Annotated in this window: 24 protein-coding genes; all 24 read left to right on the top strand. The window is 45.4% G+C overall.

What is annotated here, in order from left to right; genetic code table 11:
* Window positions 1-10: 10 nt before the first annotated feature.
* The 24 genes from ACTNEN_RS03725 to ACTNEN_RS03840 all read left to right on the top strand — a co-directional run bounded on the left by ACTNEN_RS03725 (window position 11) and on the right by ACTNEN_RS03840 (window position 17,637).
* Window positions 11-196, top strand: coding sequence for a type Z 30S ribosomal protein S14 (locus tag ACTNEN_RS03725; protein ID WP_441204736.1), 186 nt, complete (start codon window positions 11-13; stop codon window positions 194-196).
* 223 nt (window positions 197-419) lie between these two features.
* Window positions 420-821 carry a 30S ribosomal protein S8 gene (gene rpsH, locus ACTNEN_RS03730; protein WP_441204737.1) on the top strand — a complete coding sequence of 134 codons (402 nt, stop codon included), beginning with the start codon at window positions 420-422 and terminating at the stop codon, window positions 819-821.
* 88 nt (window positions 822-909) lie between these two features.
* Window positions 910-1,452, top strand: a complete 543-nt coding sequence (gene rplF, locus ACTNEN_RS03735) for a 50S ribosomal protein L6 (RefSeq protein ID WP_441204738.1) — start codon at window positions 910-912, stop codon at window positions 1,450-1,452.
* A gap of 16 nt (window positions 1,453-1,468) precedes the next feature.
* Window positions 1,469-1,831, top strand: a complete 363-nt coding sequence (rplR, locus tag ACTNEN_RS03740) for a 50S ribosomal protein L18 (RefSeq protein WP_441204739.1) — start codon at window positions 1,469-1,471, stop codon at window positions 1,829-1,831.
* A gap of 21 nt (window positions 1,832-1,852) precedes the next feature.
* Window positions 1,853-2,362, top strand: a complete 510-nt coding sequence (gene rpsE, locus ACTNEN_RS03745; RefSeq protein WP_441204740.1) for a 30S ribosomal protein S5 — start codon at window positions 1,853-1,855, stop codon at window positions 2,360-2,362.
* A gap of 16 nt (window positions 2,363-2,378) precedes the next feature.
* Window positions 2,379-2,561, top strand: coding sequence for a 50S ribosomal protein L30 (gene rpmD, locus ACTNEN_RS03750; RefSeq protein WP_441204741.1), 183 nt, complete (start codon window positions 2,379-2,381; stop codon window positions 2,559-2,561).
* 11 nt (window positions 2,562-2,572) lie between these two features.
* Window positions 2,573-3,016: a 50S ribosomal protein L15 gene (gene rplO / locus ACTNEN_RS03755; protein ID WP_441204742.1), complete on the top strand. Its 444-nt coding sequence runs from the start codon at window positions 2,573-2,575 to the stop codon at window positions 3,014-3,016.
* Complete coding sequence (gene secY / locus ACTNEN_RS03760) at window positions 3,016-4,356, top strand: preprotein translocase subunit SecY (RefSeq protein WP_441204743.1); 1,341 nt, start codon at window positions 3,016-3,018, stop codon at window positions 4,354-4,356. Before rplO ends, secY begins: the two co-directional genes overlap by 1 nt.
* Before the next feature lie 96 nt (window positions 4,357-4,452).
* On the top strand, window positions 4,453-5,094 hold the full coding sequence (locus tag ACTNEN_RS03765; RefSeq protein ID WP_441204744.1) for an adenylate kinase: 642 nt from the start codon (window positions 4,453-4,455) through the stop codon (window positions 5,092-5,094).
* Window positions 5,095-5,138: 44 nt separating this feature from the next.
* Complete coding sequence (gene map, locus ACTNEN_RS03770) at window positions 5,139-5,891, top strand: type I methionyl aminopeptidase (protein WP_441204745.1); 753 nt, start codon at window positions 5,139-5,141, stop codon at window positions 5,889-5,891.
* 103 nt (window positions 5,892-5,994) lie between these two features.
* Window positions 5,995-6,213, top strand: coding sequence for a translation initiation factor IF-1 (infA, locus tag ACTNEN_RS03775; RefSeq protein WP_441204746.1), 219 nt, complete (start codon window positions 5,995-5,997; stop codon window positions 6,211-6,213).
* Window positions 6,214-6,353: 140 nt separating this feature from the next.
* Window positions 6,354-6,467, top strand: a complete 114-nt coding sequence (gene rpmJ, locus ACTNEN_RS03780; RefSeq protein ID WP_003022746.1) for a 50S ribosomal protein L36 — start codon at window positions 6,354-6,356, stop codon at window positions 6,465-6,467.
* 22 nt (window positions 6,468-6,489) lie between these two features.
* Complete coding sequence (gene rpsM / locus ACTNEN_RS03785) at window positions 6,490-6,858, top strand: 30S ribosomal protein S13 (RefSeq protein WP_441204747.1); 369 nt, start codon at window positions 6,490-6,492, stop codon at window positions 6,856-6,858.
* 109 nt (window positions 6,859-6,967) lie between these two features.
* Window positions 6,968-7,363 carry a 30S ribosomal protein S11 gene (rpsK, locus tag ACTNEN_RS03790; protein ID WP_441204748.1) on the top strand — a complete coding sequence of 132 codons (396 nt, stop codon included), beginning with the start codon at window positions 6,968-6,970 and terminating at the stop codon, window positions 7,361-7,363.
* 136 nt (window positions 7,364-7,499) lie between these two features.
* Window positions 7,500-8,093, top strand: coding sequence for a 30S ribosomal protein S4 (rpsD, locus tag ACTNEN_RS03795; RefSeq protein ID WP_441204749.1), 594 nt, complete (start codon window positions 7,500-7,502; stop codon window positions 8,091-8,093).
* A 26-nt stretch (window positions 8,094-8,119) separates the two neighbouring features.
* Window positions 8,120-9,085 (top strand): DNA-directed RNA polymerase subunit alpha, encoded by a 966-nt coding sequence (locus ACTNEN_RS03800; RefSeq protein ID WP_441204750.1) that lies wholly within the window; start codon window positions 8,120-8,122, stop codon window positions 9,083-9,085.
* Between the two features lie 100 nt (window positions 9,086-9,185).
* Window positions 9,186-9,722: a bL17 family ribosomal protein gene (locus ACTNEN_RS03805; RefSeq protein WP_441204751.1), complete on the top strand. Its 537-nt coding sequence runs from the start codon at window positions 9,186-9,188 to the stop codon at window positions 9,720-9,722.
* Window positions 9,723-10,012: 290 nt separating this feature from the next.
* Window positions 10,013-11,344: an N-acetylmuramoyl-L-alanine amidase family protein gene (locus ACTNEN_RS03810; protein WP_441204752.1), complete on the top strand. Its 1,332-nt coding sequence runs from the start codon at window positions 10,013-10,015 to the stop codon at window positions 11,342-11,344.
* Window positions 11,345-11,550: 206 nt separating this feature from the next.
* Window positions 11,551-13,437 carry an energy-coupling factor transporter ATPase gene (locus tag ACTNEN_RS03815; RefSeq protein WP_441204753.1) on the top strand — a complete coding sequence of 629 codons (1,887 nt, stop codon included), beginning with the start codon at window positions 11,551-11,553 and terminating at the stop codon, window positions 13,435-13,437.
* Window positions 13,437-14,249: an energy-coupling factor transporter transmembrane component T family protein gene (locus ACTNEN_RS03820; RefSeq protein WP_441204754.1), complete on the top strand. Its 813-nt coding sequence runs from the start codon at window positions 13,437-13,439 to the stop codon at window positions 14,247-14,249. The genes ACTNEN_RS03815 and ACTNEN_RS03820 overlap by 1 nt, the downstream gene beginning before the upstream one ends.
* On the top strand, window positions 14,246-15,133 hold the full coding sequence (locus tag ACTNEN_RS03825) for a tRNA pseudouridine synthase A (protein WP_441204755.1): 888 nt from the start codon (window positions 14,246-14,248) through the stop codon (window positions 15,131-15,133). Before ACTNEN_RS03820 ends, ACTNEN_RS03825 begins: the two co-directional genes overlap by 4 nt.
* Window positions 15,134-15,397: 264 nt before the next feature.
* A complete protein-coding gene (rplM, locus tag ACTNEN_RS03830; RefSeq protein WP_441204756.1) occupies window positions 15,398-15,826 on the top strand; it encodes a 50S ribosomal protein L13 in 429 nt (142 codons plus the stop codon).
* Window positions 15,827-15,839: 13 nt separating this feature from the next.
* Window positions 15,840-16,232, top strand: coding sequence for a 30S ribosomal protein S9 (rpsI, locus tag ACTNEN_RS03835; RefSeq protein WP_441204757.1), 393 nt, complete (start codon window positions 15,840-15,842; stop codon window positions 16,230-16,232).
* A 427-nt stretch (window positions 16,233-16,659) separates the two neighbouring features.
* Window positions 16,660-17,637: a DUF6017 domain-containing protein gene (locus tag ACTNEN_RS03840; protein ID WP_441204758.1), complete on the top strand. Its 978-nt coding sequence runs from the start codon at window positions 16,660-16,662 to the stop codon at window positions 17,635-17,637.
* Window positions 17,638-17,652: the final 15 nt, after the last annotated feature.

The following is a 17,652-nucleotide window of genomic DNA, read 5'->3' on the forward strand; positions in this document are numbered from 1 at the left end:
GGAGGATAGTATGGCAAAGTTATCAATGAAGTTAAAGCAGAAGAGACCTGCTAAGTTCTCTTCAAGAGAATACACAAGATGCAAGATCTGTGGAAGACCTCACAGCGTACTCAAGAAGTATGGTATCTGCCGTGTTTGCTTCCGTGAGCTTGCTTACAAGGGCGAAATTCCCGGAGTTAAAAAGGCATCCTGGTAAGTATCAGGCAATTCTGAGCCTGCGGCGATGTGCAAATGTCGTCAAGGGCGATAATTTCTGGACTGTATTCAAAAAAATACACGATGTATTTTTAAAAGATACGCCAGACCGGGTTGAAACTCGGAAAAAAATGGTTATAATGTAGAATGTTGCGTGTCTCTTTGAGGCACGTGACATTTCGCATCTAACAACATATTTTATTTGAGAAAGGATATCCGTAAACATGAGTATGAGTGATCCAATCGCAGATATGCTTACTAGAATTCGTAACGCAAATACTGCAAAGCATGACACTGTATGCATTCCATCCTCCAAGATGAAGGTAGCTATTGCCGACATTCTTGTTAACGAGGGTTATGTATCCAAGTATGAGCTGGTTGATAACGGCAAGTTCCAGGACATCAAGATGACTCTGAAGTATGGCGCTACAAAGAATGACAAGATCATTAGCGGCATTAGAAGAATTTCCAAGCCTGGTCTCAGAGTATATGCAGGCAAGGAAAACATGCCTAAGGTTCTTGGCGGACTTGGTATCGCAATCGTTTCCACAAATCAGGGCGTTATGACTGATAAGGAAGCAAGAGCAAAGGGCGTAGGCGGAGAAGTGCTGGCATTCGTTTGGTAATAAACGGAGCAGTGCATTACGCCAGAAACTGTAAACATCTGAAAACAGCCGTAACTGGCTGAGAATTTAAGAGAGAGGAGACATTACTATGTCACGTATCGGAAAATTACCGGTAGCAATCCCAGCAGGCGTTACTGTTGAGATCAAGGACGGCAATGTTGTATCCGTTAAGGGACCTAAGGGAACACTTACAAAGCAGTTTGCAAGTGAAATCACCATTAAGGAAGAAAACGGTCACATCGTCGTTACAAGACCTAATGATAATAAAAAAGAGAAGTCCCTTCACGGACTTACTAGAGCTCTCATCAACAACATGGTTGATGGTGTAACCAAGGGCTATGAAAAGAAGCTCGAGATCAACGGTGTTGGTTACAGAGCTGCAAAGCAGGGTAAGACGCTTACACTTACTCTGGGATATTCACATCCTGTAACAATGCAGGATCCGGAAGGCCTCGAGACAGTTCTGGATGGAACTAATACTATTTTTGTAAGAGGTATCGATAAGGAAGCAGTTGGACAGTATGCGGCTGAAATCCGTGCTAAGAGAGGACCGGAGCCATATAAGGGCAAGGGCATCAAGTACGCTGAGGAGACAATCAGACGTAAGGTTGGTAAGACTGGTAAGAAATAAGTAGGAGGAAAGTAAGATGGTTAGCAAGAAAAATAAAGCTGAGCTTCGTCAGAAAAAGCATGCAAGACTGAGAAACCGTTTTTCTGGTACTCCAGAGAGACCACGTCTTTCTGTTTTCAGATCTGACAAGCATATGTATGCGCAGATTATCGATGATGTTGCCGGCAATACCCTGTGCGCAGCATCTACTCTTGATAAGGATGCACATCTTGAGGTAACAGACAATGTGGCAGCTGCTCAGTATGTTGGTAAGGCAATTGCTGAGAAGGCTCTCGCTAAGGGAATCAAGGAAGTCGTATTTGACAGAGGCGGTTTCCTGTATCACGGTAAGGTTCAGGCTCTTGCTGATGCAGCTAGAGAAGCCGGCCTTGTATTCTAATCGAGAGGAGAGACAAGCAAGATGAAGCGTGAAAAAATTGATGCAAATCAGTTGGAATTAAACGACAACGTCGTTGCCATCAAGCGTGTGTCCAAAACTGTTAAAGGCGGACGTACGATCAGATTTTCTGCTCTCGTTGTAGTAGGAGATGGTAATGGTCATGTAGGCTGCGGTATCGGTAAGGCAGTCGAGGTTCCTGAGGCAATTCGTAAGGCAAGAGAATCTGCAGTTAAAAATATTGTAGCGATTCCTGTAACAGATGATAAGTCTGTTCCGCATGATTATGTTGGTAAGTACGGCAGTTCAACGGTTCTGCTTAAGAAGGCACCGGAAGGAACTGGTATCATTGCCGGTGGTCCGGCACGTTCTGTTCTTGAACTTGCAGGTATCAGAAATATCCGTACAAAGTCTCTTGGTTCCAACAACAAGATCAACGTTGTACTCGCTACGATCCAGGGTCTTACATCTATGAAGACTCCGGAACAGTTTGCTGCCCTCAGAGGCAAGACTGTAGCTGAGATTATGGGTTAATTGAGGAGGTTAAGAAATGGCAGATAAATTAAAAATCACATTAGTTAAGTCTCCTATCGCAGCTATCCCGAAGCAGAGAGCAACCATTGAGGCTCTTGGCCTGAGAAAGATTCGTCAGTCTGTAGAGCTTCCAAACAACAACACTACAAAGGGCATGATTCAGAGAGTTAATCACCTTGTAAAAGTTGAAGAAATCTAAGGAGGCATACAATGGAGTTATCTAGTTTAAGACCTGCAGAGGGTTCAAAGCAGTCAAAGAACTTCAGACGTGGCCGTGGTCACGGATCAGGAAACGGTAAGACAGCAGGTAAGGGAGCTAAGGGACAGAAAGCTCGTTCCGGAGCACCAAGACCAGGATTTGAGGGTGGTCAGATGCCTCTGTTCAGACGTCTTCCTAAGAGAGGATTTACAGATCGTAATTCCAAGGTTATCACAGGAGTAAACCTTTCTGCTCTTGAAGCTAAGTTCAACGACGGTGAGACCGTTACCGTTGAGGCACTTGTTGAGAGAGGCCTTGTAAAGAAGGTGTACGATGGCGTTAAGATTCTTGGCAATGGTGAGCTTACAAAGAAGCTTGATGTCAAGGTAAACGCATTTTCAGCATCAGCTAAGGAGAAGATCGAAGCTTTAGGCGGAACCTGTGAGGTAATCTGATGTTTAAATCGATACTAAACGCATTCAAGGTAAAGGATTTAAGAAAAAAGCTCTTATTCATTTTCTGGATGCTCGTAGTAATTCGGTTTGGATCGAATCTTCCTATCCCGGGTGTAAACTCGGGATATTTCGGCGACCTGTTTAATAGTATGGCAAACAATGATGCCTTCGGCTGGTTTAACACAATGACCGGCGGCTCCTTTGAGCAGCTGTCGGTTTTTGCGCTATCCATTACGCCGTACATCACTTCATCCATCATTATCCAGCTGCTGACCGTAGCGATTCCTGCGTTGGAGGATCTCCAGCAGGATGGAGAAGAGGGTAGAAAGAAGCTTACGGAGTACACCAGATACGTGACCATTGGTTTGGCACTGATTGAATCCAGCGCGATGGCGATTGGCTTCGGTGGAAACGGACTGCTGATCGGATATGCCCAAGCGAGCACAATCAGAAAGATTGCTGATATTGTTATTGCTATTGTTACCATGACAGCTGGTTCTGCACTTCTAATGTGGATCGGCGAGCAGATTACAGATAAAGGAGTAGGAAACGGTATTTCACTCGTTCTGCTCTTTAACATTCTTTCGTCTATCCCGAATGACTTCATGACACTGTATGTACGTTTTATACAGGGTAAGAAGGTGGCAACGATGGTGGTTTCCGTTATCATCATTGCAGCCGCAATCTGCGCCATGGTAGTATTTACAGTCGTTCTGCAGGACGCGGAAAGACGTATCCCTGTGCAGTACTCGCGGAGAGTTCAGGGAAGAGGCCTTGTCGGCGGTCAGTCATCTGTAATTCCGCTTAAGGTTAATACAGCCAATGTGATGCCGGTAATTTTTGCATCTTCCATTATGACGATGCCTGTTGTGATCGGTCAGATCCTTAAGGTGGATTATGGAACTATTCCGGGAAAGATCCTTATGATGCTTAATTCGGGAAGCTGGTGTAATCCCAATGCACCGATTTATTCGGTAGGTATGATTATCTACATTGTGCTGCTGTACTTTTTTGCATATTTTTATACGTCGATTTCCTTCAATCCGTTGGAGGTCGCCAATAATATGAAAAAACAGGGTGGCTTTATACCGGGAATCCGTCCAGGAAAGCCAACCAGTGATTACCTTGATGGTATTCTTACATACATCATCTTTATCGGTGCGACAGGACTTGCAATTGTTGCGATTATACCTATTGTGGTATCCGGACTTTTCTCTGTAAGTCGTATTTCATTTGCAGGAACATCTCTTATCATTATTGTAGGAGTTGTGCTTGAAACATTGAAATCTATCGAGTCACAGATGGTCGTAAGAAATTACAAAGGATTCTTAGAAGATTGATACATTACAGCCTCCCCATCCGTATGTGGTGGGGAGGCTATAAGTGCTTTATCAGACAAATGACAATATAAGAGCATTAACCAACAGGAGGCTTTAATGAAGCTCGTAATGTTAGGAGCGCCGGGCGCCGGCAAGGGCACTCAGGCAATCAAAATCGCTGACAAATACAATATTCCGCATATTTCCACCGGAGATATCTTCCGCGCCAACATCAAAGGCGGCACAGAGCTTGGCTTAAAAGCCAAAAGCTATATGGATAAGGGTGAGCTGGTACCGGACGATGTCACCATCGGAATGCTTCTCGATAGAATCGGTGCCGACGATTGTAAAAACGGCTATGTGCTGGATGGGTTCCCACGGACCATTCCTCAGGCAGAGAGTCTTACAAGGGCTCTCGCCGAAAGAGATGAAAGGATTGACTACGCACTGGACATCAACGTTCCGGATGATAACATTGTCAAGCGTATGTCCGGAAGACGTGCCTGTCCGAAATGCGGATCCACGTATCATGTTGTATACGCAGCGCCGAAGCTGGAAAATATCTGCGACAAATGCGGCGCCGAGCTTGTGATCCGTGAGGATGATAAGCCTGAGACGGTTAAGGAGCGTTTAAACGTTTATCATAAGCAGACAGAGCCGTTGATCTCATATTATAAAAATGAAGGTATCCTTAGAGAAATTGACGGTACACAGGATCTTGAAAAGGTATTCCAGGATATCATTTCCATCCTCGGATAAGGATCATCCTGAAAACCGGAAGATCCGGAAAGAAGTTAAGAGTAATGATCGAAATTAAATCAAAACACGAAATTGAGTTGATGCGGGAGGCAGGCAAGATCCTGTGCGAGATGCATAACAGACTGGGAGAAATGATCAGGCCGGGCATGAGCACTGGTGAAGTGAATGAAAAGGCAGAAGGACTTATGAAAAAGCTTGGCGGATTTCCAAGCATGAAGGGTCTCTATGATTTTCCGGCAGCCTGTTGTGTTTCTGTGAATGACGAGGTTATCCACGGAATCCCGGATTTCCACAGGATCTTAAAGGACGGAGATATTGTATCTATTGATACCTGCACAAGTTATCGCGGCTATAATGCAGACGCAACACGAACATGGGCAGTAGGAAACATTTCAGATAACGCAAAGCACATTATAGAAGTATGTCAGGACAGCTTCTGGGCAGGGGTTAAAAACGCGGTTCCCGGAAATCATCTTAATGATATCTGTGCAGCGATCGGTTATTACGCAGAGGATCATGGCTGTGGCGTCCTAAAGGAGTATGTAGGACATGGTATCGGGCACGAGATCCATATGGATCCGGAGGTTCCGAATTATGATATGCATCGTAAAGGACCAAAGCTTGCGGCCGGCATGGTACTTGCGATTGAGCCCATGATTGCAGAGGAAAGCGGTGATGTTCATACACTTGATAATGGATGGACCGTTGTTACCGATAACGGAAAACTTGGCTGTCATTATGAAAATACCGTACTGATAACAGATAATGGTCCGGAGGTCCTGACACTGGTAAAGTGATTATGAGTGTCGAGCGGCAGCGCTTCATCGATGAGCTTAACAGACCATATTACTAAAAGCACATAATATAAATGTACATATAAAAAATAAGAAGGAGAACGGGATGTCAAAATCAGATGTAATCGAGATTACAGGAAAAGTAATCGAAAAACTTCCGAACGCCATGTTTACAGTTGAGCTGGAAAATGGCCATCAGGTGCTTGCCAACATTTCCGGTAAGCTGCGGATGAATTACATTAGGATTCTGCCGGGAGATCATGTTAAGCTTGAATTATCTCCCTATGATCTCTCTAAGGGCAGAATTATCTGGAGAGACAAATGATTTTATGTATTAAAATTAATACATAAAAAACAATAATCCGGAAATAAAGAAGCAGAGTTTGGACTTTACATTTGTTGCCTGTTTTGCTAGAATAATACGGCAACTTTGTTCGAATTCGTAATTAGAAAGGGGAATTTACTATGAAGGTAAGATCATCAGTAAAGCCTATCTGCGAGAAATGCAAAGTCATTAAGCGTAAAGGCTCTATCAGAATTATCTGCGAAAACCCTAAGCATAAGCAGAGACAAGGTTAATTTTTAACAGGAGGAAACTAAAATGGCTCGTATTGCAGGTGTTGATTTACCTAGAGAGAAGCGTATCGAGATCGGTCTGACCTACATTTATGGTATCGGCAGATCATCTGCAGATAAGATCCTCAAGGAAACAGGCGTTAACCCTGATACACGTGTTAAGGATCTGACTGACGATGAGGTTAAGGTTCTTGCAAACTACATCGCTGAGCACCAGGAAGTAGAAGGTGACCTCAGAAGAGATGTGGCTCTTGATATCAAGAGACTGCAGGAAATTGGCTGCTACAGAGGCATTCGTCACAGAAGAAACCTTCCGTGCAGAGGACAGAAGTCCAAGACAAACGCCAGAACATGTAAGGGCCCGAGAAAGACTGTTGCTAATAAGAAGAAGTAATCCTTCTTGCGATTTAATGACAAGTCCAAAGGGAAATGTATTGGAACTATTGTGATCTTCATGTTTTAAATACAGGAAGAGAAATTGAGGAAAGTAGGTTAGTTTAAATATGGCTAAGTCAACTGGTAAAAGAGTGACAAAAAAGCGTGTAAAGAAAAACGTTGAACGCGGACAGGCACATATTCAGTCATCTTTTAATAACACTATTGTTACATTAACAGATGCTCAGGGTAATGCTCTTTCATGGGCAAGTGCCGGTGGTCTTGGTTTCAGAGGTTCAAGAAAATCTACTCCATATGCAGCTCAGATGGCTGCTGAAACTGCTGTAAAGGCAGCTTTAGTATACGGCTTGAAGTATGTGGATGTGATGGTTAAGGGACCGGGATCCGGACGTGAGGCAGCAATTCGTGCTCTGCAGGCAAATGGTCTTGAAGTAACATCCATTAAGGATGTAACTCCGGTTCCACATAACGGATGCCGTCCACCAAAGCGTAGAAGAGTATAATCAAATTAATGACTTAGGCCGCGTCATTTAAATAAAGCGGCACATCAGCCCGATGAAGCAGAGAATAAGATATATAAAGCTGTGTAAAGGGCGTATCACGTAAGTTAATTCATGATATTATAAGGAGAGATATAAAATGGCAGTAGATAAGACTCCTGTACTTAAAAGATGCAGATCACTTGGACTTGATCCTGTATTCCTTGGCTATGACAAGAAGTCTAACAGACAGCTTAGAAATCAGCGTCGTAAGATGAGTGAGTATGCTACTCAGCTTCGTGAGAAGCAGAAGGCAAAGTTCATCTATGGTGTACTTGAGAAGCCTTTCAGAAATTACTATGCTAAGGCTGATAAGATGAAGGGTCAGACAGGTACCAACCTTATGGTACTTCTTGAGTCCCGTATTGATAATGTTATCTTCAGATCCGGACTTGCACGTACAAGACGTGAGGCAAGACAGATCGTTGGACACAGACTGATTACTGTAAATGGTAAGGTCGTAAATATCCCTTCCTACCTTGTATCTGCTGGTGATGTAGTAGAGGTAAGAGAGTCCAAGAAGTCTCTGCAGAGATTTAAGGATATCGTCGAAGTAACAGGCGGCAGAATGGTTCCGTCATGGCTTGACGTTGATTCCGAGAAGCTTAAGGCAACTGTAAAGCAGCTTCCACAGAGAGAGGAAATCGATGTTCCTGTAAACGAGATGCTTATCGTCGAGTTGTATTCCAAATAATTAGCCTGCAATAAAGGAGGCATTGCATGTTCGATTTTGAAAAACCAAACATTGAAATTGTTGATGTTTCAGACGACAAGAGATACAGCAGATTTGTCTGTGAGCCACTCGAGAGAGGTTATGGCACAACTCTTGGTAATTCTCTTAAGAGAATCATGCTTTCTTCCTTGCCTGGTTCAGCAGTATCACAGGTTAAGTTTGAAGGTGTTAATCATGACACACTGATGATTCCCGGCGTTGCCGAGAGTCTGACAGATATTGTTATGAATCTCAAAAATCTGGCAATTCAAAATTCATCAGAGTCAGATGCGCCCAAGGCTGCATATATTGATTTTTCCGGAGAGGGCACAGTAACTGCGGCAGACATCCGTACGGATGAGGAAGTAGAGATCTTTAATCCGGAGCAGGTTATTGCGACTCTGACCGGAAGTGATGCGAAGCTCAAGATGGAGCTGACCATCACCAATGGCAGAGGCTATGTGGCTGCAGATCCGTCTCAGAAGGTTGAACCGGATGAGAACGGAAATGTCGTGTTGGATGTTGATGCTATCTATACACCGGTGGAACGCGTAAATATGACTATACAGAATACACGTGTCGGCAATATGACTGACTACGACAAGCTTACGCTGGATGTGTTTACCAACGAAACCGTCACACCGGAGGATGCAGTTTCAGCGGCTTCCAAGCTGCTTTCCAAGCACCTGGCTCTGTTTATCAATCTGAGTGCAAGTGCAGCGCAGACTGCCGTTATGGTTGAAAAACCGGATGATGAGAAGGAAAAAGTTCTCGAGATGAACATTGACGAGCTGGAGTTATCCGTTCGTTCCTATAACTGCCTTAAGAGAGCAGGTATCAATACCGTGCAGGAGCTTTGCTCCAAGACACCGGAGGATATGATGAAGGTCAGAAATCTCGGCCGGAAATCTCTTGAGGAAGTTCTTGCAAAACTGAAAGAATTAAATCTGAGCCTTTCTCAGAAAGAAGAATAGGGCGGAAACGTCAAACAGTATGAGGTGGATCCCGTAAAAAGCTACGGGGCTCAGATGATTTTACCGGTAAGTCCAAAGAGCACGGTGGAGGATTATAATTATGGCAATGTATAGAAAATTAGGTAGAGCTTCAAACCAGAGACAGGCTATGCTTCGTTCTCTTACAACTTCTGTTCTTGCTCATGGCAGAATCTTTACAACAGAGGCGAGAGCTAAGGAAGTTCGCAAGCAGGTTGAGAAGCTGATTGCCCTTGCTGTTAAGGAGAAGGACAATTATGAGGAAGTTACTGTTAAGGCTAAGGTTGCCCGTAAGGACGCTGATGGCAAGAGAGTAAAGGAAGTTGTTGACGGCAAGAAGACAACGGTTTATGACGAGGTTGAAAAGACCATCAAGAAGGACAAGCCATCCAGACTTGCAGCTCGTCGTAAGATTTACGCATCCACCTATGATGTAACAGAGGTTCCTCAGGCTAAGGCTGGTAAGAAGAAAAATACCAAGAAGGTAGATCTTGCCAACAAGCTTTTTGATGAGTATGCACCAAAGTACGCTTCACGTAACGGTGGTTATACAAGAATCGTTAAGGTTGGTCTGAGAAAGGGTGATGCTGCAATGGAGGTTCTGCTCGAGCTCGTTTAATACGGTTTGAGAGATGTGAGGGAACCGGTCATCGAACAGCCGGTTTCAGCGAATCCGACAAGGTTGCGTATACCACATTGACAGCATATGAGTAAGATCATATAGATAAAAAAGCGGACTCCGAAAGGAATCCGCTTTTTGTTTGCCTGAAAACGTAGATTGCCTAAAAACGCGTGGGAGGGTATACTGATTATGCTATTTATTGATCGGATTTTAAATCAATGCGACGTATAACGTACATAATGCACTGCCGTCGTGTGATATAAGTCGTGTGGTATAAGGAGATTGATATGAAAAAACGTCTGATATCTATTGCGCTTGCTCTGGCATTGTCTTACATAATGCTTCCTATGACATCTTTTGCAGGAAACAGCTACAGCACCATAAGCAGTGTAAAAATCATTGTAGACGATTATCTCAAAAACCTGGAGTATGAGAGCGGTACCCAGTATCCGGAGTTAAATGACACATATGTTTCTGTGCCGGACCAGAACCGGTACGAGGTTTCCGATGTTACCTGGCATTATGACAACGATTCCTCTTATCTTAAGGTCGGCGCTTCTCCCAAGGTTGCTGTATATCTATCTGCAGGCTCCAAGGAAAAAAGTAACGGGGATGAAATTATCTATCGCTTCTCCGGTGCATATACCGCATCCAACGTCACCGTATCCGGTGGAGATTTTGTCAGTGCGCGGAGGATCAGTGCAGATGAGCTGGAAGTAATATTCACAATCCCTGCAGTTACAGGTGACTATGATGCGCCAAGTGATGCCACATGGAGTGATAATGCTCTTGGCATGGCGTCCTGGAACGCCCCGACCGTTACATCAGGATATTATGAGGTTACGTTAAAGCGGGAAGGCAGTACCGTTGTAAAGATTACTACCAATACCATAAATGCAAATCTCTATCCGTGGATGACAAGGAGTGGAGATTATACCTTTACCGTGCGTACAATACCGTATACAGACTGGCAGAAAAAATATGGAAGCCGTTCTGAGGAAATAGAGTCTAATGTTTTGAGCATCACCGACTCCAATAAATCTAACGGCACTGGAAAATATGATACTACGCATATTACCGCGGATCCCGGTAATGCTGCTGCAGGCACCAATGGATCCGGTAATGCAGGAAATGGCAGTTCACAAAATACTTCCACGCTAGTCGGATGGTACCAGTCCGGCAATACATGGTATTTCCGCTATCCTAACGGTCAGCCGATCGTTGGTCAATGGCTGAGTTGGAAGGGCAAGTGGTATCATTTTAATACACAGGGGCAGATGGAAACCGGCTGGTACAAAAATGCTTATGGCAGATGGTTCTATCTTGATCCGCATAATGGCGACATGAAAACCGGCTGGAGGCTGATTGACAATACCTGGTATTATTTCAATCCGACAAAGGATGCGAATGAAGGCAGCATGTTCCAAAGCATGATGGCGGATATCAATGGCAAGACCTATTATTTTGATGACAAGGGTCACATGAAGACCGGATGGGCAGGCATCAAGGATGCAAGTGGAATCGAACAGTATTATTACTTTAAGAGTGATGGACAAATGGCGCGCTCCGAGACGGTAGACGGCTTCGCACTCGCCAAGGACGGTAGATGGATCCACTGATACGATCAAGCGTATAGTGGCATCATATGTATGAAGTTTAACGTAGCTTAATTCATTGCAGTAAATTCAATGCAGTAATTCTATAGACGGACTTTCATATTTACTTTTTATGTGTTTCTTAGTACATTACTAGGATACAATGGAAAATGAGCTACAATCGCAGGGTTACATTCTCATAAGAGAAGCAGCACCGGAAAGGTAAAGATTTGAAAATAATAGACGCTCTGCATCTTGCATTTGACTATGTAAGAACAGATGAAAACGATAAGGTCGTTGAGAAAACCAGAGCTTTGGATGATATGAGTGTACAAATCGAAGAAGGCAGCTTTGTCTGTATCCTTGGTCATAATGGCTCCGGAAAATCGACATTTGCCAAGCTCATCAATGGTCTTAATCTGCCAAGCGAAGGAACCATCCTTGTCAGTGGTAAGGACACAAAAAACGAGCAGGAAATATGGGACATCCGGAAATCCACCGGTATGGTTTTTCAGAATCCGGATAACCAGATTATCGCATCCGTTGTCGAGGAGGACGTGGGATTTGGACCTGAAAACATAGGGATTCCAACAGAGGAGATTTGGATACGGGTAAACAATGCATTGGAAGCAGTCGACATGACTGCCTATCGCCTGAAGTCTCCGAATCGCCTTTCCGGGGGACAGAAGCAGCGGGTAGCCATTGCCGGAACTATGGCGATGATCCCGAAGTGCATCGTACTGGATGAGCCGACTGCCATGCTGGATCCTAACGGCCGCAGTGAGGTGATCTGTACGATTACCGAATTGAATAAAAAACGTGGCGTTACGATCATACTGATTACACACTATATGGAAGAAACGGTAGGTGCAGACCGTATCATCGTCATGGATCAGGGCAGGATTGTGATGGATGGCACACCGCGGGAGGTTTTCTCTCATGTGGAGGAGCTGAAAAAGATCCGGATGGATGTCCCGGAGATGACGGAGCTTGCATGGAAACTGAAGCAGGCGGGGATGCCGATGCTGGACGAGAGCATTCTCACCCGGCAAGAGCTTCTGGACCGTCTTTCCAGACTCCTGCCAAAGCAGGCAGATTTTAATCCGGACTTTGTTAAGGACACACCAAGGCACATGGATATTACAGATCCGGTGATCCGGGTACAGCATCTCAGTCATGTTTACCAGCAGGGTACCGCAATGGAGAGCTATGCGCTGAAGGATGTTTCCTTTGACATTCAGCGTGGCTCAATCGTAGGCATCATCGGTCACACCGGATCCGGCAAGTCTACGCTGACGCAGCATTTAGATGGTCTCATTAAAGCGACAGAAGGCAGTATCCTTGTAAATTTCCGGGACAAGAGCCATCTTTTTGTGACAGATAAAAAAGTCGCTAAGGATCAGAGCGGGGCTGTGCAGCCAACTGCGGATGCGGATGGATTTGTGAATATCTATGCCGATGGATTTAACATGAAGGAGCTGCGCTTTAAGGTTGGTCTGGTTTTCCAGTATCCGGAGTATCAGCTGTTTGAGGTGGATGTAATTTCGGATGTTATGTTTGGGCCCAGAAATCAGGGACTCAGTGATACTGATGCTAAGGCACGTGCGGAGGAAGCTCTGCGAATGGTCGGACTCCCGGAGGAGACCTGGGAGAAGTCACCGTTTGAGCTTTCCGGAGGTCAGAAACGGCGGGCTGCCATTGCCGGGGTGCTTGCGATGCGTCCGGAGGTTCTGATCCTGGATGAGCCTACGGCAGGGCTTGACCCGGAGGGAAGAGATGACCTTTTCCGGCAGATTCGTGCACTGCATGATGAGGAGGGTATGACGATCCTTCTGGTGTCACATTCGATGGATGATGTGGCAAGATACACAGATCAGGTGCTGGTGCTGGATCACGGAGAGCTTAAGATGACAGGTACGCCGGAGGAGATTTTCCGCCGGTATAAGGAGCTTGAGACCATGGGTCTCGGCGCGCCGCAGATTACGTATCTTGTGCATGAATTAAAGGATATAGGCATTCGCTTTGAATCACGACCCGATACCGTAGATGAAATGAGAGATGCGATCCTCAAGCTTTATAAGGAAGCCGGCGGCAAGCTTGGGAAGGAGGTGCGCTGATGCTCAGGGATATCACCTTAGGACAGTACTATCCGGTGGACTCGGTGATTCACCGCCTTGATCCGCGTGTAAAGCTGCTAGCTACACTCATTTATCTGATTTCGCTTTTTGTGATGAACAGCTTCACAGGCTACCTCATCGCTGCGCTCGTGCTGGCAGTGCTTGTAAAACTCTCACGGGTACCCTTCCGGTTTATGACACGCGGCTTAAAAAGTATCATCATTGTGCTTTTGATTTCAGTCAGCTTTAATCTGTTTCTGACACCTGGTACAGAACTTGTGAGGTTCGGTTTTTTAAGGATAACGAGAGAGGGACTTCGGATTGCGTTGATGATGGGTGTAAGACTGATCCTGCTCGTACTTGGCAGCTCGCTTATGACACTTACGACGACACCGAACCAGCTCACAGACGGGCTGGAAAAGGGACTTGGCATATTAAAACGGGTCGGTGTGCCGGTACATGAAATTGCCATGATGATGTCGATCGCGCTTCGCTTTATCCCGATCCTCGTTGAGGAAACGGATAAGATCATGAAGGCGCAGCAGGCGCGTGGTGCGGATTTTGAGTCCGGAAACATCATACAGAGAGCCAAGGCGATGGTGCCGATACTGGTACCGCTGTTTATCAGTGCCTTCCGGAGAGCAAATGACCTTGCCATGGCAATGGAGGCAAGATGTTACCGGGGCGGTGAGGGCAGAACCAAGATGAAACCTCTGCACTATGAGAGAAGGGACAGAATCGCGTATATTGTCATTGCGTTATATCTTGTGATTTGTGTTATCCTGCGGATGGTGCCGGGAGTGCCGGTATGAGACGGATCAAGCTAACGATTGCCTATGACGGGACAAACTATCACGGCTGGCAAAATCAGACCGAGGGTGACGATACGATAGAAGGGAAGCTGGAGGCGGCAATCCGGAGCCTGCTTCCCAATGAAATACCGGAGCTGATCGGGGCAAGCCGGACCGACGCCGGAGTACATGCCCGCGGCAATGTTGCAGTATTTGATACATTGTCCACAATCCCGGCGCCGAATTTTACACCGGCGCTTAACCGCTATCTTCCAGAAGATATCCGGATTATAGCTTCGGAGGAGGTACCGGAAGCCTTTCATCCAAGATTTCAGCCGCATACCAAGATTTATGAATACCGGATTGACAATAACAGAGTTCCGGATCCTCTGAAGCGGCTGTATTGTTACAATTTTTCGTTCCCTCTGGATCTTTACGCCATGCAGAGGGCAGCGGGATATCTCATCGGTGTGCATGACTTCCGTAGCTTTGTAAATCCTGATTCTCAGGTGTTTCAACGGGGCGGAGACGCGGTACGAGAGATCTATCATATTGACATCTGCCGTATCTCGCCGGAGGAAGGTGCTTTTGAACCGAATGCCTCCGCAGGGCAAATGGTCAATGCTGCCGGAGACGGGCAGAAATCTGTCGCAGGCTGTGCAACATCCCCGGAGTTCTCAGGTGGTGAGCTTCGGATCCGGATTTCCGGCAATGGGTTTCTGTATCACATGATCCGTATCATCGCCGGGACATTACTGGAGGTCGGGACGGGCAAGCGAAAGCCTGAGGACATTCCCGATATCCTGAGTCAACGGGACAGGAGAGCCGCGGGCAGGACGGCGCCGGCGAAGGGGCTTACGCTTGTGAAGCTGGTTTATCAGGATACACCCTTACCGCACGTTTAAATCGCGTTTCGATCATGCTTTTAAGAATGCTGATACGGCGCCGATAACGTCGATACGTATTATCAAAAAACCAAAAAACAAAGCTGGTAAGTGCCACCAAAAACAATTGACACACACGGAAAATCCGAGTATTATTAAAAGGCTGTTGCATATGGCAGCATGATACTTATAAGCAGGGCTTCAGTGCCCGGGCTACATTAAATACTGAAATCAGTCTTTTAGAGAATGAGACCAGAGTAGGTAGCCCCACATCAGGAGGTTGTTATGAATTCATACGTAGCAAAAGCTTCTACTATTGACAGAAAGTGGTATGTAGTAGATGCAGAGGGCAAGACATTAGGACGTCTTGCATCAGAAATCGCTTCCGTTCTTCGTGGTAAGAACAAGCCAACTTACACACCGTTCCTTGACTGCGGAGATTACGTTATCGTAGTAAATGCAGATAAGATTACTGTGACCGGTAAGAAGCTGGACCAGAAGATTTATCGTACACACTCAAAGTACGTTGGATCAATGAAGGAAACCACTCTTAAGGATCTCAAGGCTAAGAAGCCGGAGAAGGTAATCGAGAACGCTGTTAAGGGTATGCTCCCTCATGGACCTTTAGGCAGACAGATGTACAAGAAGTTATTTGTATACGCTGGACCAGAGCACAAGCACCAGGCACAGCAGCCGGTTGAGCTTACATTTTAAGGAGGATATCTAAATGGCTAACAACAGAAACTACGGCACAGGCAGAAGAAAGAGTTCTGTAGCAAGAGTTTATATTATGCCTGGTACAGGTAAGATTACCATTAACAAGAGATCCCTGGACGAGTATTTCGGACTGGACACTCTTAAGTCCATTGTAAATCAGCCACTGGTTGCCACTCAGAATGAGGGCAAGCTGGATGTTCTTGTAAACGTACGCGGTGGTGGATATACCGGACAGGCTGGTGCAATCCGTCATGGTATTGCAAGAGCTCTGTGCGAGATGGATGAGGATTTCAGACCGGTTCTTAAGAAGGCTGGATTCCTTACAAGAGATCCGCGCATGAAGGAGAGAAAGAAGTACGGTCTCAAGGCAGCTCGTCGTGCACCGCAGTTCAGCAAGCGTTAATCGATTGTTGCAAACACCTGAAAAACCGCGTAAACAAGCCGTTTGCGCGGCTTTTTCATACCCAAAAATATCTCGGATTTTTTGCCCCAGTTTGTCTCAATTTGTAACAAAAAAGTCAGTTACAAAGTGGATAACAGGCCATTTTCGACCCCAAAAAGTTACAAAAGTGGATAATTTTCGCCTGTTTTGGAGGCAAAAACAGACCGGGATCCTTGACAGATTTTCGGTAATAATAGATCTCACGAAGAGGTATCAGACAGGAGAATTTTGCTGGTGAAACAGCCGGGAAAAATCTTTTGTCACAGTCTGTCACATTTTGACGTAAATTAAACGACATCAATTTTACATAGAGCGTCAGCTCATTCTTTGAACGGAAAGAATGGACTGGCGCTCTTTTTTGTTTTCACAAAGCGAAAGGAGGAAGACGATGCCGTTTGATTATTTCTATGGTCGGGAAGATGCCGAGCAGTATCTGTTCTATCGGATACCGAAGGCACTGATCACCGGTGAACAGTTCAGGGAAATCTCCTGCGAGTCAAAGCTGCTGTATGGCCTGATGCTGGATCGCCTGTCCCTGTCGATGAAGAACGGTTGGTTCGATGATCTGAACAGGGCATACATCATTTATACGGTCGAAGACATTATGTCGGATCTGCAATGCGGCAATCAGAAAGCAGGAAAGCTTCTGCAGGAACTGGAACAGAAAGCAGGGCTGATCAAAAGAAAACGCCAGGGACTGGGAAAGCCGTCTCTGATTTATGTGCTGAAGTTTTCAACAAGTTATCCACAGAAATCTTCGAAATCACATTTCAAGAAATGTGAAAATCACACTTCTGGAGATGTGAAAACCGCATCTCTTGAAATGTGCGAATCACACACTAATAAGACTGAGTTTAATAAAACTGAAATGAATAAGAATAATCCAATCTATCCATCACAGTGTATATATTCCGGAGAAGGACCTCACCCGGAAACAGACCGGATAGATGGATATGATGGGATATCTCATGATCCTGTGAAGTCAGATCCAATGGAAAAGAGAAGGCAGTATGAGCAGTATTTCCGTGATCAGCTGGAAATTGACTGTTTTAAGGACGATCCGTATTACAAGTTCGATCAGGGAAGAGTGAATGAGATTCTGGAGACCTGTGTAGACATCATGTGCAGCACAGCACCTACGATCCGGGTAAATGGTGAGGATATGCCTTCGGAAGTCGTGAAATCCCGGATCATGAAGCTTGGTTATAGCCATGTCCAGTATATTCTCGACTGTTTCCATGACCAGATATCTGACATCCGCAATATCCGGGCATATATGCTGACAACGCTGTATAACGCACCACTGACGATTGACCATTACTATGACGCGAAAGTGCATTACGACATGAGTCATCCGAAGGAATAGCGAAAGGAGGAGAGG

The sequence above is a fragment of the Oribacterium sp. HCP28S3_H8 genome (assembly GCF_052064775.1).
GTDB lineage: Bacteria > Bacillota > Clostridia > Lachnospirales > Lachnospiraceae > Oribacterium.

Excerpts from the sequence above, each read along its gene's own strand:
- ACTNEN_RS03725 (WP_441204736.1), top strand. The coding sequence starts at position 11 with ATGGCAAAGTTATCAATGAAGTTAAAGCAGAAGAGACCTGCTAAGTTC.
- rpsH (WP_441204737.1), top strand. The coding sequence starts at position 420 with ATGAGTATGAGTGATCCAATCGCAGATATGCTTACTAGAATTCGTAAC.
- rplF (WP_441204738.1), top strand. The coding sequence starts at position 910 with ATGTCACGTATCGGAAAATTACCGGTAGCAATCCCAGCAGGCGTTACT.
- rplR (WP_441204739.1), top strand. The coding sequence starts at position 1,469 with ATGGTTAGCAAGAAAAATAAAGCTGAGCTTCGTCAGAAAAAGCATGCA.
- rpsE (WP_441204740.1), top strand. The coding sequence starts at position 1,853 with ATGAAGCGTGAAAAAATTGATGCAAATCAGTTGGAATTAAACGACAAC.
- rpmD (WP_441204741.1), top strand. The coding sequence starts at position 2,379 with ATGGCAGATAAATTAAAAATCACATTAGTTAAGTCTCCTATCGCAGCT.
- rplO (WP_441204742.1), top strand. The coding sequence starts at position 2,573 with ATGGAGTTATCTAGTTTAAGACCTGCAGAGGGTTCAAAGCAGTCAAAG.
- secY (WP_441204743.1), top strand. The coding sequence starts at position 3,016 with ATGTTTAAATCGATACTAAACGCATTCAAGGTAAAGGATTTAAGAAAA.
- ACTNEN_RS03765 (WP_441204744.1), top strand. The coding sequence starts at position 4,453 with ATGAAGCTCGTAATGTTAGGAGCGCCGGGCGCCGGCAAGGGCACTCAG.
- map (WP_441204745.1), top strand. The coding sequence starts at position 5,139 with ATGATCGAAATTAAATCAAAACACGAAATTGAGTTGATGCGGGAGGCA.
- infA (WP_441204746.1), top strand. The coding sequence starts at position 5,995 with ATGTCAAAATCAGATGTAATCGAGATTACAGGAAAAGTAATCGAAAAA.
- rpmJ (WP_003022746.1), top strand. The coding sequence starts at position 6,354 with ATGAAGGTAAGATCATCAGTAAAGCCTATCTGCGAGAAATGCAAAGTC.
- rpsM (WP_441204747.1), top strand. The coding sequence starts at position 6,490 with ATGGCTCGTATTGCAGGTGTTGATTTACCTAGAGAGAAGCGTATCGAG.
- rpsK (WP_441204748.1), top strand. The coding sequence starts at position 6,968 with ATGGCTAAGTCAACTGGTAAAAGAGTGACAAAAAAGCGTGTAAAGAAA.
- rpsD (WP_441204749.1), top strand. The coding sequence starts at position 7,500 with ATGGCAGTAGATAAGACTCCTGTACTTAAAAGATGCAGATCACTTGGA.
- ACTNEN_RS03800 (WP_441204750.1), top strand. The coding sequence starts at position 8,120 with ATGTTCGATTTTGAAAAACCAAACATTGAAATTGTTGATGTTTCAGAC.
- ACTNEN_RS03805 (WP_441204751.1), top strand. The coding sequence starts at position 9,186 with ATGGCAATGTATAGAAAATTAGGTAGAGCTTCAAACCAGAGACAGGCT.
- ACTNEN_RS03810 (WP_441204752.1), top strand. The coding sequence starts at position 10,013 with ATGAAAAAACGTCTGATATCTATTGCGCTTGCTCTGGCATTGTCTTAC.
- ACTNEN_RS03820 (WP_441204754.1), top strand. The coding sequence starts at position 13,437 with ATGCTCAGGGATATCACCTTAGGACAGTACTATCCGGTGGACTCGGTG.
- ACTNEN_RS03825 (WP_441204755.1), top strand. The coding sequence starts at position 14,246 with ATGAGACGGATCAAGCTAACGATTGCCTATGACGGGACAAACTATCAC.
- rplM (WP_441204756.1), top strand. The coding sequence starts at position 15,398 with ATGAATTCATACGTAGCAAAAGCTTCTACTATTGACAGAAAGTGGTAT.
- rpsI (WP_441204757.1), top strand. The coding sequence starts at position 15,840 with ATGGCTAACAACAGAAACTACGGCACAGGCAGAAGAAAGAGTTCTGTA.
- ACTNEN_RS03840 (WP_441204758.1), top strand. The coding sequence starts at position 16,660 with ATGCCGTTTGATTATTTCTATGGTCGGGAAGATGCCGAGCAGTATCTG.